The organism is Pseudoalteromonas sp. Of7M-16 (assembly GCF_022347805.1).
Lineage (GTDB): Bacteria > Pseudomonadota > Gammaproteobacteria > Enterobacterales > Alteromonadaceae > Pseudoalteromonas > Pseudoalteromonas luteoviolacea_F.
This window is the reverse complement of record NZ_JAKRFY010000008.1, coordinates 305,852-321,145: the sequence shown is the minus strand read 5'-3', so window position 1 is coordinate 321,145 and position 15,294 is coordinate 305,852. Positions and strand designations below refer to the sequence as shown.

The window sequence follows — 15,294 nt, the reverse complement described above, 5'->3', positions numbered from 1 at the left end:
GCTAACTGATGCAAAGTACCTTGGTGCTTTGACTTAGATAAGAGATAGAACAAATGCTTGAAAAGATTAGAGAGGGCTCTCAGGGCCTTGCTGCCAAGATCGTTCTTGGTGCAGTTATCTTGTCTTTTGCGCTGGCAGGGATCGGTGGTTACCTAGGTCAAACCACAGAGCAACCAGTTGCAGAAGTCAATGGTGTTAAAATTACCCAGTTGGAATTTGCAAGGGCGTTCGAAAATGAACGTGGTAGATTAGAACAGCAATTTGGCGAGTACTTCGAGCAAATCGCATCTGATCCAGCTTATATGGCACAAATTCGTCAAGGGGTTGTAGATCGCTTGGTACAACAAGAGCTACAAAACCAGCTTGCTATTGAGCTTGGACTGCGCGTGAGCGATGGGCAGATCAAGCAAGCTATTTTTGAAATGCCGTATTTTCAGATTGGTGGTCAATTCAGCAATGAGCGTTATTTACAGCTGATCAGACAAATGAACTTCCAACCTGATGACTTCCGTGAGTATCTACGTGAAGAGATGACGCGTAACCAATTGGTTTCGGCGATTGCAGGTTCTGATTTTGCGCTGGAGAGTGAAGTAAAGCAGACGCTAGTTTTACAGCAGCAGACACGTGATGTGGACTATCTAGTACTGGACAAAGAAACTTTAAAAGATCAGGTTTCTGTAACAGACTCTGAAATCCAAGATCATTACGATTTGAATCAAGACCAGTTTATGTCGTCAGAGCAAGTTGCACTGAACTACATTGAACTAAAAGCTGCTGATATGGAACTGCTAGAGCCAGTCACCGATGAGCAGGTAAGAGCTTATTACGATGAAAATCAAGCTCAGTACTCTGAAGACGAAAGACGTCGTGTTTCACATATCCTAGTTGAAAACTTGGAAGATGCTGAAGCTGCTAAGACAAAAGCGCAAGACTTATATGCTCAGTTGCAAGCTGGTGCTGATTTTGCGAAGCTTGCTCAAGAGCACTCTGACGACGTTGCCAGCGGTGAACTAGGCGGTGACCTTGATTGGATTGAGCGTGAAATGATGGATCCTGCATTTGAAGAGGCCGCGTTTGCTTTGTCAAATGTAGGTGAATTTTCAGATGTTGTGGAATCAGAATTTGGTTTTCATATCATCCAATTAACAGATCTTCAGGCGCAGGAAGTTAAACCGTTTGCGGAGCTAGAAGCAGAATTACGTGCTGAGTTAGAGCAAAACGCGAAAATTGACGCCTTTTATGGCAAGCAAGAAGAAGTACGTGAGTTAGCGTTTGAAGTTGCAGATACACTAGAAGATGCGGCGGCAGCTGCTGAAGTAGAAGTGAAAAGCACTGAACTTGTTGCGCGCAACTTATTACCTGCACCGCTAAATCAGCCTACGGTAACTCGCGCTATTTTCACACCAGAATTACTGGAAGACGGCGTAAACTCTGAAGTAATTGAAGTTGCACCTGAGCATGTAGTTGTAGTGAGAGTCGTTGAGCATAAACCAGCTGCGGTTAAACCACTTGAAGAGGTGTCTGCGCAAATTAAGTCACGCTTAGTAAATGATAAAGCATCTGAGCTGGCAAAAGAAAAAGCAGAGACGTTATTTGCACAACTTGAAGAAGGTAAAGCACTTGCAGATATCGCTACTGCTGAATCTCTTGAAATGAAGACTGAAGCTTCGTTAGCGCGTCAGAGCTTTGCAGTTTCACCTGCTTTGGTGACCAAAGCGTTCAAATTGCCTCACCCTGCTGAAGGAAACACATCTAAAGCAATGGTTGAATTAAATAACGGCGATTCAGCATTACTAGTTGTTAAAGCTGTGAAACTTGCTGATGTTGCTGGTGAGATCGAGCCTCAACAGAAACAGAGCATTACAAGAACTCAAGTGAACAAGAACTACCTTGCACTTTTAAGCGCATTAGAAGGCACGGCGGATATCGTGAAGCCGAGCACGTTTGAAGTAGCAGAAGAAAACTAAGACACTTCTAATGATGAATAAAAAAACCACCGTAAGGTGGTTTTTTTATTTTAACAGATGTTCTTTATTGTGAGACTTACACTGCCAATAGCTTTTTCATCACTTTGGATTGAGGGTGATTGAATATAGTGTCACAACAGCCATATTCGACAGCTTCACCATTGTTCAATACCAACAGTTTATCACTCATATGTTTTACTAGGCTGAGGTGGTGAGTGATAAGCACATAAGTTAAATCAGTCTCTTGCTGCAGCTTAAGTAATAGGTTGACTATTTGCGCCCGCACTGATGGATCTAGTGAAGATAGCGCTTCATCCAAAACCACCACTTTGGGATCTAAAATCAGCGCTCTGGCAAGTGCTACACGTTGCAATTGTCCGCCACTAAACATATGAGGGTAATATTCATAGTGTTCAGACAATAAGCCAACGCGAGATAGAGTCAGTTCAATCTTTTTATTACGTTGTACTTCCGTTAACTTAGTATTGAAGCGCAGACAATCATCTAGCATCTCACCTATAGTAAGACCTGGATTGAGAGATCGTGTCGGATCTTGGAATATAAGGCGAATATGATGGCACTCTCGTCTAGTTGTACCATCGTCGACAATCATGTCACCATTTAACAATATCTGCCCTGAATCGGCATCTTCGGCACCGGCAAGTACTTTAGCGAGTGTACTTTTTCCTGAGCCTGTTTCACCGATCACGGCCAGTGTTTGCCCGGGCGCTACCGCAAAGGAAATATCATTCAATACTTTGACTTTATTGCGCCTAAATAGCCCAGAGCGTGTTTTAAACGTTTTACTTAAAGCCTGAACTTTTAGCACGGGTTGCATTTTTTCTTCTCTCTATTGAGTGGAAAATGACATGCATAAGAATGACCATGTGACTTGACCAACATAGGGGTTGCAACACATTCTTTTTGCGCTTGTGGGCAGCGAGGCCCTAAACGGCAGCCAATGGGCAAGTGCTGCAAAGGCGGTATTGTGCCTTTAAGCGCGTAGAATGGCGCTTTGTGACCTAGGCCGTGGGCATAGTCTGGTAATGACTTGACCAATGCTTGCGTGTAGGGATGATATGGATCGGTGAATACCTTTTTGGTCGGGCCGGCTTCAACCATCTGTCCGCAATATAAAACATGGATTGCATGAGACCATTGAGTTATTTCTTCTAACTCGTGGGAAATCATTAATATCGACATGTTTTTTAACTGGTTTAAACTCTTGAGCAGCCTAAAAACTTGAGCACGTGTTGTACTCTCTAACGCGGTAGTTGGCTCATCTGCAATCAGCAATTGCGGGTTTCTCGCAATTGCCATAGCAATCATTACTTTTTGGCATACACCTTCGGACAGTTCATGTGGATAACTGCTCGACACTTTTTCATCCTCACGTATTCCCACTTTGTGAAGAAGTGCTTTTACTTTTGTTTTCCGCTCTTTTTTTCGGCCAAAGAAGCCTGCTTTAAAGCAATCATCAGGCAGCGACTCAGCTACTTGCTCGAATATCTTGGCTGTTGGATCCAAGCTCCTACGGGGTTCTTGATATATCATCGCCATATCCCGCCCTACCACTTTTCGCCGTTTTTCCGGGCTTAGGCGCATTAAGTCGACACCACGCCAATGCATGCGGTCAGCTGTAATTCGCCAGCGGGCATTGAGTACACCAACAATGGCTTTTGCAATTAAACTTTTCCCTGAACCTGACTCACCTACAAGTGCATGTACTTCGCCTTCCTTAAGGCTTAAGTTTACTTTATCAACTGCGCGGATCACGCCATCTTCGGTCGGCAGTTCAATGGTGAGGTTTTTAATGTCTAGTAGTTGCATTAGGTTGCCTTTCTAGCTTGGAGTGCTTTTCTCAGCCCATCTCCAACAAGGTTAGTGGCTAACACAGACAAAAACAATAGGGCACCGGGTAGGCCGACAGTCCAAGGTGCAAGGTATATAAGCCCCAAGTTCTCAGCCAGCATGGCCCCCCATTCTGTAGTAGGAGGCTGAGCACCCAATTTTAGGAAGCCAAGTGCTGCGATATCAAGAATAGCCGTAGAAAGCGCGAGGGTAAATATGACCACAACGTGTTCATAAATATTTGGAAATACGCCACGAAATAAGATGTGAGTTCGACTTGCGCCGTCCAATCTATAGGCGCCAATATAATCTTTATTTAGCTCGTCGACGACTAGGTTGCGAATTGAGTGAATATGCTGCGGTAACAAAGCTAGAATAATTGCCCATACTGTGTTCAGTAATCCGGGGCCTAATATAGCGATAATGATGATTGCCAAAAGCAGCGATGGTATTGCCAGCGTAATATCAAGTAAGTGGTTTAGAATGCTAGATTTAAACCCTCGGTTGATCCCTGCAAGAGTGCCAAGAACGACCCCTAGAACAGTTGTTACAAGGGCTGCAACGATAGACAAACCAAAGGTATAGGTTGCACCATTCATCAAGCGAGAAAGCACATCCCTGCCAAGATCATCCGTGCCGAGAATAAAGTGTACATCACCATCATCATGCCAAGAGGGGGGGATTAGCAGTGCGTCACTGTGCTGTTGGTCAATGCCATACGGGGCCAATAGTGGTGCAGTCATTGCCAACAGGGTTAGCCCGATGAACATCCACAGTCCAACAAGAGCGAGGTGATTCGCTTTGAAGTTACGCCACAGGCGAGATAGTGGTGAGCGGTTCGACTCTTCGCTATATAAACTAAACTTTGCCATGAGACTGGTTCCTAGACACGGGATCAAGTAAAGAGTGAGTCAAATCCGCCAGCATATTTGCAAAGATGACGAACATTGACACAGCGAGCAGCCCGCCCTGAATGGCTGGGTAGTCCCGTTGATAAATACTATCTATCAACCATCGACCTATGCCTGGCCAAGAGAAAATGACTTCGGTGACCATAGCAAGTGTGATCAGTGTGCTAAATTGTAGGCCGATTTGTTTTATGACAGGTAAAAGCGCATTGCGCAGAGCGTGGTCCAAAATAATTTGTCTGCGGTTTAGACCTTTTGCTCTTGCCGTCTTAATGTAATTTTGCTCCAACACATTGAGCATAGAGTCTCTAGTAAACCTGGTAAGTACGGTTGTTGGATACATTGCCAGTACAATTGTCGGCAGTGCTAAATGATGCAGTGCGTCAAGAAATGCCTGTCCACCATAAGGGAAATCAAGTAGCCAAATGTCTAGCAGAATAAAATTAGTCACGGCGGGAATTTCGTATAACAGGCCAATTCGACCTGACATGGGGAACCAACCAAAGCCGAGACAAAAAACCATGATAAGCAACAAGGCGAGCCAAAAGACCGGAATGGAAAAGCCAAGTAAGGTTAGCGTACTGATGACTTTATCAGGCCATTTTTTATGGTAGGCGCTGGTAATGATCCCAGCAGGGATCCCTAATAGAATCGCTACGACCAAAGCGTAAAAACAAAGCTCAAGTGTTGCAGGGAGCAACAGAGCGACATGTGAAGATACGGTTTGACCTGACGACAAAGATACGCCCCAGTCACCCTCAATTAATCGACCGATAAAGGCGCTGTATTGCACTAGGATATTATCTTCGATGCGATACTTTTCTTCGAGTAATTGAGACTGACTAAAGCTGGTATTGACCTGCCCGCTAAAGTTAGTCAGCAAATCTCCTGGGAACAGGTAATTTAAGCTAAAAGTGAATGCTGTTAGTGCAAATAGCATGAACAGCAGCAAGCTTAGACGTCGCAAAAGATAGTCCAGCATTATTGCGTTCCCTTCCTTACATTTGCCAGTGATACACCACCAAATGGTCTAAGCTCTGCGCCAGAAATTTCTGCGCTGCGAGCTTGAAATCGAACACCGTGGGCAATAGGCACGAGTGGCAATTCGCGGATCAGCATCTCTTGCGCTTGTTGATAGTAAAATTTGCGCATTTTCAGGTCATTTGTGTCGAGAGCTTGAGTCAACAGAAGGTCAAATTCGGGATTACACCAATTGGCGGGGTTTTTACCTGTAAATGTCGCCGTGCAACTCAAAAGAGGACTAAAAAAGTTGTCTGGGTCCGGAGTATCAGCAGCCCACCCCAACAGAACGCTATCGTGTTCATGGCGGCCAATTCGCTCGATAAAAGTATTCCATTCATACTCAACTATTCTGGTACGGATCCCAATCTGACGTAAATCACTTTGGATAAGCTCGGCCATTTTTCGCGCGTTAGGGTTGTAGATCCGAGAAACAGGCATGGCCCATAAAGTCATTTCAAAACCATTAGGAAATCCAGCTTCCGTTAGATATTGTTTTGCTTTGACTGGGTCATAATAAGGCATGGCCTGTGGCGTATATGCCCAAGAAGATGGAGGAAGAATAGATTGTGCAGCGATGCCATTGCCATAAAATACAGCCTGCATAATTTTATCAAAATCGATACTATGAGCGAGGGCCTTTCTTACTAACGCATTATCAAAAGGGGGCTTTTCAGTATTAAATGCCCAATATCCGACATTTAAGTTTACAGCTTTGTCGACCACAATATCTTTGCGCTGTGACAGTGCCTCTAACTGCGTTGCACTTGGGTGAGAGGTAATATCGCATTCTTTTGTCAGCATTTTAGCAATGCGCGTTGTATTGTTGGTGGTAATGTCATAAACCAATTGGTCAACAGCGTGGTTGTGTTTCCAGTATGCGTGATGTTTGTGAAAGCGAACTAAGTTGTCTCTTAAAAAGTGTTTGTATTTATATGGGCCTGTGCCAATGGGCAAAGTATCGAAGAGATGCTTTTTGTCTTGGCTTGCTCTGAACATGGCATATTCTTCAGAGAGTATGACTGCAAAGTCTGTGGCGATATTAGACAACAGGCTACTTTCGGCGCTAAACAGCTCAAAGCGAACTGTATATTCATCGACTTTGATTATTTTACGGATCAGCTGGTCCATACCGACACTTTGAAAGTACGGATAGTTGGCGTCGTGTACAAAATGATAGGGGTTGTAGACATCAAATAAGCGACTAAAAGAGAAGATGACATCGTCCGCATTCATTGTACGACTAGGGGTAAAGTAATCGGTTGTATGAAAAGCGACGTCTTTTCTCAGCTTAAACGTAATTTTTTTACCGTCTTCACTGATCTGCCAGCTTGTTGCCAGCTCAGGTTTAAATTCAGCCGTAACTGGGTCAATACTTATCAAAGAGTTATATAACTGGTTCGCAATTATATCTATGGTGGAACCTGTGGTTGTGACCTGAGGGTTAAAAGATACAGGGTTCGCCTCAGCACAGTAAACGATACCTTGTGTTTTACTGGTGGGTTTTGTTTGTGGCACTTCCCCACATGCAGATAGAATCAAGGTCGCAACAGCGCCTATTGTGATTGCTTTGTATCTTTGGCTGATGTTTAACCGGCGAGTCATTCTGGTGACCACAGCTAAGCCTCTTGTTGTGAGTCTAACAAATTGTATTTTTTCAAATATCCCCTTAGCTGATGATACGTCAATCCGAGGTTTTGTGCAGTTTTCTTTTGATTAAATTGGCTAAATTCAAGTGCTTTTTTCAGCAATTCTATTTCGTAGTCACTGGAGAGTGTTTTTAAATCACAAGGAAAAGATTGTTGTGCAGTTACAACCGAGCTCACGATGGGAGTCTCCATGGTTTCTTTTACAGCGTCCTGTACTGGAGAGGCATGAATCGCTAGGTCGGTAACCGGCGCTTTTATTCGTTGTTTTGGTCGAAATGGGCTTTCAAATGGGTCAAACGTAATTTGGTGAACTGCAAGGTGTTCATTGCCATGGCGGTATAGACTACGTTCTATTACATTTTTCAGTTCTCGAATATTCCCTGGCCAATCATAGTCGAGTAAGGTCTCTGTTGCTTTACGAGTAAAACCGCTAAACAGAGACCAGCCCAGATCTCGAGCCATATTGATGGCAAACTGCTCTGCTAGCAATAAAATATCTTCTTGACGCGCTCTCAGTGGCGGCAGTGTAATAACGTCAAAAGCGAGCCTATCGAGCAAGTCATGCCGAAATTCTCCTTGATCGGCTAGGCTGGGTAAATCTTCATTGGTCGCACAGACTAGTCGGGTGTCCACTTTAACTGTTTGCTTACCACCTACACGCTCGAATTCACCGTATTCGATAACACGCAGCAGTTTTTCTTGCACCATGGCAGACGTATTCGCCAATTCATCTAAAAATAAAGTACCGCTATTCGCTCGTTCGAAGCGGCCCTCATGACGCTTACTGGCTCCAGTAAAAGCGCCCGATTCATGACCAAACAATTCACTTTCCAGTAGATTTTCGTTAAGCGCGGCGCAATTGAGTTTAACGTAATTCTGGTCCCAACGCTCTGATAAGAAGTGCAGACGGGCAGCTATGAGTTCTTTACCTGTGCCACGTTCACCGATAATAAGCACGGGTTTGTCTAGCGGAGCAAGTTGAGATACCTGATCGAGAACAGCTAAGAAACTGTCGGATTGGCCGAGCAAATTATCCTGTTGGCGGAACTGACTCATAATTGACTAACTCTTGGTTTTTTTGACTAATATATAGTTTATTTGAAAAAGGTATGGATAGAAAGCTTTTTATTTTAATTGTAACTTGTTGAAAAATGGTGTTTATTTTTATTTTTAAAGTTGGCAAGCTTATTGATACATATTTATCAGCAATATAATTCACAACCAATGAGGTACAAGATTATGGGAATTTTTTCACGTTTTGCTGACATCGTTAATTCTAATATTAATGCAATATTGGATAAAGCGGAAGATCCTGAAAAAATGGTCAAATTGATCATCCAAGAAATGGAAGACACATTAGTAGAAGTACGTTCCACTTCGGCAAAAACACTTGCTGAGAAAAAAGAGTTAGAAAGACGTGTTGAGCAACTAAACGGCCAGGCAAATGATTGGCAAGAAAAAGCTGAGTTGGCACTGACAAAAGAGCGCGAAGATTTGGCGAGAGCGGCTTTGCTTGAAAAGCAAAAGGCGTCTGATGCAGCGCAAAGTGTTGCCGAAGAACTTAGCCATGTTGAATCGCACATCGAAAAATTGCAACAGGAAGTGACAACATTACAAGAAAAACTGGCAGATGCCAAAGCACGTCAACAGGCTATTGTGTTGCGTCAACGCTCTGCTGAGTCACGCCTAGATGTTAAAAAGGCACTCGATAGCACTAAAGTTGAAGATGCATTGAATCGCTTTGAACGTTATGAAAATAAAATTGACGGCTTGGAAGCGCAAGTCGAGTCTTATGACTTAGGTAAAAAGTCACTGGCTGACGAGATTGCTGATCTGCAAAAAAATGAAAAAGTAGATGATGAACTTGAAGCTTTAAAGAAAAAGCTCGCAAATAAATGAACCTAAGCGCACCTACTGTTAAAGTAGGTGCAATAAAATAAAAATACGCTGCCAAGACCAAATAAACAGGAGAAGGTTATGTTTGACGCAGAGATACTGGTTGCCCCAATTATTATTTTTATGATCGTGGTAGCCCCGCTGTGGCTCATTCTTCATTACAAGAGTAAAAAACAGGTGAGTCAGGGTTTAAGCGAGCATGAGCACCGCCAGCTAATTGAGTTGGCAAATAAAGCAGAGAAAATGGCCGAGCGTGTCGAAACATTGGAGGCACTGTTAGATCAAGAGTCACCAGATTGGAGGCGTAAAGTATGAGTCATCGACGCAGAGAATTATATCGTGACCCAAAGCGAGGAAAATTAGCTGGGGTTTGTGCAGGGCTGAGTGATTACTTCAACATGGAACTATGGCTTGTGCGCATATTATTTGTGACAGCTGTATTATTGTCTGGAGGACCATTATTTGTAGTTATTTATATTGCCTGTTGGTTTATCTTAGACCGTAAAGTCAGTGAACCAGAGCATACTGCTCATAGCCAAGATACAGATCCTGTTTCTGTTAAGTTTAAAGTATGGCAAAAAGGCGAGCCACCGCGCCAGGCGCTGTTTGACTTAAAAGATAGATTGGGCAAATTAGATGATCGCATTCAATCAATGGAGCGTCATGTGACATCGCCGGAGTTCACGGTGAAAAGGGAAATTAACAAGTTATAATGGCTCGTGGCGATTATTCGCCACGCCTCTTTATTTATAGGGACTAGCGATAAGAATGAGCGTGAAACGTGTTACCCACAAAGCCCTTGAAAAGCTGCAAAATAAAGCACAAAAAACATTGCAACGTTCATTGGACCAGCATGTTAAGTTAGCCGTTACTGGGTTTAGTGGAAGTGGAAAAACAGCGTTTATTACGGCCTTGGTTAAGCATTTAACGACTCAAGCAAATAGCCAAAACTTGCCGTTTTTTGATGTGGTAAGGGAACAGCGTTTAATAGCCTGCAAACAGGTACCGCAAACAGCACTCGATATTCCTACTTTTGATTATACTCATGCATCATCACATTTATTGGGCGAACCAGCTAATTGGCCGCCATCTACCGAGCGCATCAATACCCTGACATTGGCCTTAAAATTTCGCAGCGCCAGTGGGCTGCGTCAACATGTAGCAAATGACCATACGCTGTACCTGGAATTAATCGATTACCCCGGTGAATGGCTAATGGATTTGCCACTCTTAAACATGACTTATGAACAGTGGAGCAAGGCACAGCTCGATGTCTTGTCAAATCCCGCATTTTGTGCGCTTAGCGAATCTTTCTTGGCTGCATTGAAAGCATTTGATGCAGCACAACCTGTAGATATGTCTGTGCTCAATGAGTTAGCCGATATTTACTCAGATACCTTAATTAAACTGAAAAAAAATACCAAGCTGTCCCAGTTGCAGCCAGGGCGAATGTTGATCCCCGGAGATTTGGCTGGTGCGCCTATTGTGCAATTTTTCCCTATTGCCATACACGGAGAGCATGGTGAAGATAGCCAATATGCGCAATTAGAAAGTCGCTTTGAAGCATATAAAAAACAGGTTATTTCTCCGTTTTACAAGGATTATTTTTGCGCTTTTGATAGGCAGCTTGTCTTAGTGGATGTACTTGGTGCGCTGAATGATGGGCCTGCAACACTGGCCCAAACTAAACAGGCATTGAAAGACACTGTGAGCATGTTTCAACATGGTAAAAGTGGTCTTTTTCAGCGTTTATTTAAGCCCCAAATAGATAAAGTGCTGTTTGCTGCAAACAAGTGTGACGCGGTGGCAATCACAGAGCAAGATAGCCTCACCCGTTTATTGCATGAGCTTTTATGTGAACAAGAGAATGAACTAAAATTCTCAGGAGTTGAAGTAGATACAATGACCATATCCTCTGTGAAGAGCTGTCAACCCAAACAAGTCAAAGAGGGAGGTGATATACTGCATTGTGTATACGGTCGACCTCTGACAGAGTCACAGTATATTACGTATTTGCCTCCTGAGCCGCCAGAGCATGTTTTATCTGCGTCTCAGTGGCCTCAAGAAGGTTTTAACTTTTTGTCTTTTTACCCATTCCCCGCTTATCAAGGACAACTAGACCATATTCGGTTAGATCATACGTTACAGTTTTTGATTGGAGATAAGCTAACGTGACAAACTCTAAACACAGATACTCAGGTCGGCGCATAGAGACTGAAGAACCAAATCATAGTGCTCATGAAGCCACTCGATCTACTCCTCGATTTGGAGAGCGTATCGATGATGAGGTATCACAGATCGACTCTGAGCAAGAGTTTAAGCCTTTCTCAGTTGATGGATCTGTTGATAGCAGCTTGCAACCTCAAAAATCAAAACTGGGGTGGCGACATGGGCTGTTGGCGAGTTTAGTGATACTGATCCCCGTTGAACTCGTTTTTACGATTTACGATGCCTTTCAACAAAGTATTATCCTAGCAAGTTTGTACTTACTTCTTTTTGTGTCTGCGCTAGGCTGGGGCACTAAATTTTTATTTCGTGAAGTTAAAGCGCTGCGAACATTAAAAAATTTAGAAGCGCGCCGAGATCAGGCAGAGCGCTTGCTTAACAGCAACCAGATTGGAGAAGCACAACATTGGCTCAGTCCTCTATTGGCAAACTTACCTGCAGATACCGTGTCTAGTTTTCAAAAAAGCTTAAAAAGCCACTATACAGATCAGGAAGTTCTGCAGTTGTATGAAGTCACCTTGTTGCGGGATCAAGATATGCAAGCCAAGAAAATTATTGCAGAGTATGCGACGACTTCTGCATTGATGGTGGCGTTGAGTCCGATGGCGGTCACTGACATGCTTGCAGTGTTATGGCGAGGTGTGAGTTTAGTAGAAAAGCTTAGTGCGCATTACGGTATTACTTTAGGCTATCGCAGCCGAATAAAGTTGTACAAGCTATTGGCGACACAAATCGTCTTTGTGGGTGCATCAGAATTACTGAGTGACCTTGCTGCGACGAGTTTGGGTGCGGAACTACTGGGTAAGCTATCAGCTAGGTCCGCTCAAGGTCTGAGCGCAGGTGTATTTACTGCTAGACTGGGCTACAAAGCCATGGCGTTGTGTCGACCAATTCCACGTATGGAAAATAAAGCCAACTTTCTTGCTGACTTTGCAAAAAAGCTCACCAATCAATTGATTAAGCAAAACTAATCACAGGGCTTCAGATAAGTTGTTACTTCTTAGGTGACAACTTATGTGTACAGAGTCACTATATTAATTCTTCTCACATAGCCTTCTGAACTTCCAGCATGCTTGTACATTTATCCATCATGGAATATCTAATTACATAAGATATAAACAGTTTGAATAATAACAACAGGCAAGCAATGAAGAAGTTACACGATCACACTAATTGTATTCACGGTCCAAACCACTTTGATGACCCACATGGCGCATTAACGGCACCGTTATACCAAAGTTCCACTTTTAAATTTGAGAATGCAGCACAGGGGGCTGCTCGATTCGCAGGTGAAGAAGCTGGCTTTATATATACGCGGCTTGGTAATCCGACGACCCGAGAATTAGAAGAAAAGCTGGCGCAGTTAGAGGAGATGGAGGACGCGGCAGCAACAGCAACAGGCATGGGGGCGGTTTCTGCTTCAGTATTGAGCTTTCTTCAACAGGGCGATCACTTGATTGCTTCAAGTGCATTATATGGGTGTAGCTTCGCTTTATTTGCACACATGCTGCCGAAATTTGGCATCGAAGTGAGCTTTGTTGATATGACAGATAGAGATGCCCTAGAGCGAGCAATACAGCCAAACAGTAAAATGTTATTTGCGGAAACACCTATTAACCCGAATATGACGGTATTGGATCTGACAATGCTCGGGGAGTTTGCCAAGAAGCACAACCTATTGAGTGTGATTGACAATACCTTCATGACCCCATTGCTACAAAAACCCAAGCGCTTTGGTATTGATATTGTTATTCACAGCGCGACCAAGTATCTCAATGGTCATGGCGATGTTGTCGCTGGCATTGTGTGTGGCAGCAAAGAGCATATTGAGACTGTAAAATTAACGGTTTTGAAAGACATTGGGGCGACAATCAGTCCGCATGATGCTTGGTTGATAAACCGTGGCCTAAAAACGCTACATATTCGCATGGCGCGACATTGTGAGAGTGCGCAAAAAGTCGCCGAATTTTTAGAGCGCCACCCTAAAGTTGAAAAGGTTTATTACCCAGGGTTGGCATCGCACCCTGGCCATCACTATCTTGGTGAACAAATGCAAGGTGCGGGCGGCGTGATTGCATTTGAGATAAAAGGCACGCTTGCTGATGGTGAAGCATTTATCAATGCTACGGCTCTGTGCACTTTAGCTGTGAGCCTAGGTGATCCTGAGACGTTAATTCAACACCCAGCTTCGATGACACACTCACCTTATACACAGGAAGAGCGTTTGGCTGCGGGGATTTCTGATGGGCTGATCCGCATTTCGGTAGGCCTAGAATCTGCAGATGATATCATCGCGGATCTCGATAGTGCATTTTTGTGTATATAAATATTTACAGCATTATGCTCTGCATGCCTTGTAGCTAAAGGGTGTATTATTTTGTGTTCAATTTTGTAATTTATAGTTTACGAAATTGAGGTTCTTGAGGTGGGCCATTTCAGGCCTGCCTATTAATATTTTGCTCACTTTTACATAGTATCGAAATAACAGGTTTGAACGCTCCATCAAGAGAAATGGAGATCAAAATAAAGAAGGTTACTATGGCTAAATCTAGTAAATACACTTCCAAGCAGCCTAATGAGCAAGGCGTAATTGAGTGGAGTGACGAAGAAAATAAAATCTGGTCTGAATTAGTTGCAAGACAGCTAAAGTGTATTGAAGGCAAAGCGTGTGATGAATATATGGAAGGATTGAAGAAAATCAATCTACCCCATGACCGAATTCCTCAGTTACACGAAATCAATGCTGTGCTCGAAAGGGAGACAGGTTGGCAAGTAGCACCTGTTCCTGCGCTGATCGATTTTGATGAGTTCTTCAGATTGCTTGCCAACAAACAATTTCCTGTAGCCACGTTTATTCGTTCACGTGAGGAGTTTGACTACCTTCAAGAGCCTGATATTTTCCACGAAATATTCGGCCACTGCGCGATGTTAACGAACCCTGCGTTTGCAGAGTTTACGCACAAATACGGTCAGTTAGGTTATGCTGCAGAGAAGAAAGATCGCGTTTACCTAGCTCGTTTATACTGGTTTACCGTTGAGTTTGGTCTAATGCAAACTGACAATGGTTTGCGTATCTACGGCGGCGGGATCCTATCTAGTCCTGGTGAAACCCAGTACGTGTATTCAGATAAGCCTGAAATTAACAAACTTGAAGTGCTAGATGTACTTCGAACGCCATATCGTATTGATATCATGCAGCCCTTGTACTACACAATTAGTTCGATAGATGATCTATTTGATATTTCTCAAATGGACATTATGTCTTTAGTACAAAGAGCAAAAGAGCTCGGACTGTTTGAGCCAAAATTTCCACCTAAAAATAAATTAGCAAGTTAAGGAACCACCCATGTCTGATTTAAGTGCACAAAAATGTGAAGCGTGTCGTGCGGATGCGCCTAAAGTGTCAGATGAAGAGTTAGCAGTATTGATCAAGCAGATCCCTGATTGGGTACCTGAAGTACGTGACGGGATCATGCAGTTAGAAAGAGTGTATAAGTTTAAAAACTTTAAACTAGCACTTGAGTTTACAAATAAAGTGGGTGATATGGCTGAAGAAGAAGGTCACCACCCTGGTTTGTTAACTGAGTGGGGTAAAGTTACAGTGACTTGGTGGAGCCATTCTATTAAAGGCCTTCACAAAAATGACTTTATCTGTGCTGCAAAAACCGACGAAGTATTTGCTGCACTGTAATTGTTTTATTTCGGAATGTTAAGGGCGCCTAGGGCGCCTTTTTTATTGCCTTTTTTGAGTGGGACCAGAGTCCCGTCTCGGTAAAA

15 protein-coding genes are annotated in these 15,294 nt (G+C 43.4%); 9 read left to right on the top strand and 6 right to left on the bottom strand.

The window, feature by feature from the left end:
• Window positions 1–53 precede the first annotated feature (53 nt).
• Window positions 54–1,967, top strand: coding sequence for a peptidylprolyl isomerase (ppiD, locus tag MHN81_RS11185; RefSeq protein WP_239425737.1), 1,914 nt, complete (start codon window positions 54–56; stop codon window positions 1,965–1,967).
• A 76-nt stretch (window positions 1,968–2,043) separates the two neighbouring features.
• Here the strand turns inward: ppiD and MHN81_RS11180 are convergent, their stop codons facing one another.
• From MHN81_RS11180 to pspF, 6 genes are read right to left on the bottom strand one after another with little or no spacing between them, the layout of a single operon-like run.
• Complete coding sequence (locus MHN81_RS11180; RefSeq protein WP_239425736.1) at window positions 2,044–2,805, bottom strand: ATP-binding cassette domain-containing protein; 762 nt, start codon at window positions 2,803–2,805, stop codon at window positions 2,044–2,046.
• Entirely contained in the window at window positions 2,790–3,797 is a 1,008-nt protein-coding gene (locus MHN81_RS11175; RefSeq protein ID WP_023397158.1) for an oligopeptide/dipeptide ABC transporter ATP-binding protein, read from the bottom strand. Before MHN81_RS11175 ends, MHN81_RS11180 begins: the two co-directional genes overlap by 16 nt.
• Window positions 3,797–4,690, bottom strand: a complete 894-nt coding sequence (locus MHN81_RS11170; protein WP_023397157.1) for an ABC transporter permease subunit — start codon at window positions 4,688–4,690, stop codon at window positions 3,797–3,799. Before MHN81_RS11170 ends, MHN81_RS11175 begins: the two co-directional genes overlap by 1 nt.
• Window positions 4,677–5,711, bottom strand: a complete 1,035-nt coding sequence (locus tag MHN81_RS11165; protein WP_036974792.1) for an ABC transporter permease subunit — start codon at window positions 5,709–5,711, stop codon at window positions 4,677–4,679. The genes MHN81_RS11170 and MHN81_RS11165 overlap by 14 nt, the downstream gene beginning before the upstream one ends.
• Window positions 5,708–7,351, bottom strand: coding sequence for an ABC transporter substrate-binding protein (locus MHN81_RS11160; RefSeq protein WP_239425735.1), 1,644 nt, complete (start codon window positions 7,349–7,351; stop codon window positions 5,708–5,710). The genes MHN81_RS11165 and MHN81_RS11160 overlap by 4 nt, the downstream gene beginning before the upstream one ends.
• 14 nt (window positions 7,352–7,365) lie before the next feature.
• The gene (pspF, locus tag MHN81_RS11155) at window positions 7,366–8,451 is read right to left on the bottom strand and encodes a phage shock protein operon transcriptional activator (protein WP_023397154.1); all 1,086 of its coding nucleotides are present in this window, start codon (window positions 8,449–8,451) and stop codon (window positions 7,366–7,368) included.
• Window positions 8,452–8,634: 183 nt separating this feature from the next.
• On the opposite strand from pspF, the gene pspA reads away from it, so the two are divergent.
• The 8 genes from pspA to MHN81_RS11115 all read left to right on the top strand — a co-directional run bounded on the left by pspA (window position 8,635) and on the right by MHN81_RS11115 (window position 15,208).
• Window positions 8,635–9,294: a phage shock protein PspA gene (gene pspA / locus MHN81_RS11150; protein WP_023397153.1), complete on the top strand. Its 660-nt coding sequence runs from the start codon at window positions 8,635–8,637 to the stop codon at window positions 9,292–9,294.
• 78 nt (window positions 9,295–9,372) lie between these two features.
• Entirely contained in the window at window positions 9,373–9,606 is a 234-nt protein-coding gene (gene pspB / locus MHN81_RS11145; protein ID WP_023397152.1) for an envelope stress response membrane protein PspB, read from the top strand.
• Window positions 9,603–10,004, top strand: coding sequence for an envelope stress response membrane protein PspC (gene pspC / locus MHN81_RS11140; protein WP_023397151.1), 402 nt, complete (start codon window positions 9,603–9,605; stop codon window positions 10,002–10,004). Before pspB ends, pspC begins: the two co-directional genes overlap by 4 nt.
• Window positions 10,005–10,059: 55 nt before the next feature.
• Window positions 10,060–11,466, top strand: a complete 1,407-nt coding sequence (locus tag MHN81_RS11135; RefSeq protein WP_239425734.1) for a YcjX family protein — start codon at window positions 10,060–10,062, stop codon at window positions 11,464–11,466.
• On the top strand, window positions 11,463–12,488 hold the full coding sequence (locus MHN81_RS11130; protein ID WP_239425733.1) for a TIGR01620 family protein: 1,026 nt from the start codon (window positions 11,463–11,465) through the stop codon (window positions 12,486–12,488). The genes MHN81_RS11135 and MHN81_RS11130 overlap by 4 nt, the downstream gene beginning before the upstream one ends.
• Window positions 12,489–12,664: 176 nt before the next feature.
• On the top strand, window positions 12,665–13,843 hold the full coding sequence (locus MHN81_RS11125) for an aminotransferase class I/II-fold pyridoxal phosphate-dependent enzyme (RefSeq protein WP_023397148.1): 1,179 nt from the start codon (window positions 12,665–12,667) through the stop codon (window positions 13,841–13,843).
• A gap of 212 nt (window positions 13,844–14,055) precedes the next feature.
• Window positions 14,056–14,853, top strand: a complete 798-nt coding sequence (phhA, locus tag MHN81_RS11120) for a phenylalanine 4-monooxygenase (protein WP_023397147.1) — start codon at window positions 14,056–14,058, stop codon at window positions 14,851–14,853.
• Between the two features lie 10 nt (window positions 14,854–14,863).
• Entirely contained in the window at window positions 14,864–15,208 is a 345-nt protein-coding gene (locus MHN81_RS11115) for a 4a-hydroxytetrahydrobiopterin dehydratase (protein WP_023397146.1), read from the top strand.
• The last annotated feature ends 86 nt before the right edge of the window (window positions 15,209–15,294 follow it).

Coding starts and splice junctions, on each gene's coding strand:
- ppiD (WP_239425737.1), top strand. CDS start 54: ATGCTTGAAAAGATTAGAGAGGGCTCTCAGGGCCTTGCTGCCAAGATC.
- MHN81_RS11180 (WP_239425736.1), bottom strand. CDS start 2,805: ATGCAACCCGTGCTAAAAGTTCAGGCTTTAAGTAAAACGTTTAAAACA.
- MHN81_RS11175 (WP_023397158.1), bottom strand. CDS start 3,797: ATGCAACTACTAGACATTAAAAACCTCACCATTGAACTGCCGACCGAA.
- MHN81_RS11170 (WP_023397157.1), bottom strand. CDS start 4,690: ATGGCAAAGTTTAGTTTATATAGCGAAGAGTCGAACCGCTCACCACTA.
- MHN81_RS11160 (WP_239425735.1), bottom strand. CDS start 7,351: ATGACTCGCCGGTTAAACATCAGCCAAAGATACAAAGCAATCACAATA.
- pspF (WP_023397154.1), bottom strand. CDS start 8,451: ATGAGTCAGTTCCGCCAACAGGATAATTTGCTCGGCCAATCCGACAGT.
- pspA (WP_023397153.1), top strand. CDS start 8,635: ATGGGAATTTTTTCACGTTTTGCTGACATCGTTAATTCTAATATTAAT.
- pspB (WP_023397152.1), top strand. CDS start 9,373: ATGTTTGACGCAGAGATACTGGTTGCCCCAATTATTATTTTTATGATC.
- pspC (WP_023397151.1), top strand. CDS start 9,603: ATGAGTCATCGACGCAGAGAATTATATCGTGACCCAAAGCGAGGAAAA.
- MHN81_RS11135 (WP_239425734.1), top strand. CDS start 10,060: ATGAGCGTGAAACGTGTTACCCACAAAGCCCTTGAAAAGCTGCAAAAT.
- MHN81_RS11125 (WP_023397148.1), top strand. CDS start 12,665: ATGAAGAAGTTACACGATCACACTAATTGTATTCACGGTCCAAACCAC.
- phhA (WP_023397147.1), top strand. CDS start 14,056: ATGGCTAAATCTAGTAAATACACTTCCAAGCAGCCTAATGAGCAAGGC.
- MHN81_RS11115 (WP_023397146.1), top strand. CDS start 14,864: ATGTCTGATTTAAGTGCACAAAAATGTGAAGCGTGTCGTGCGGATGCG.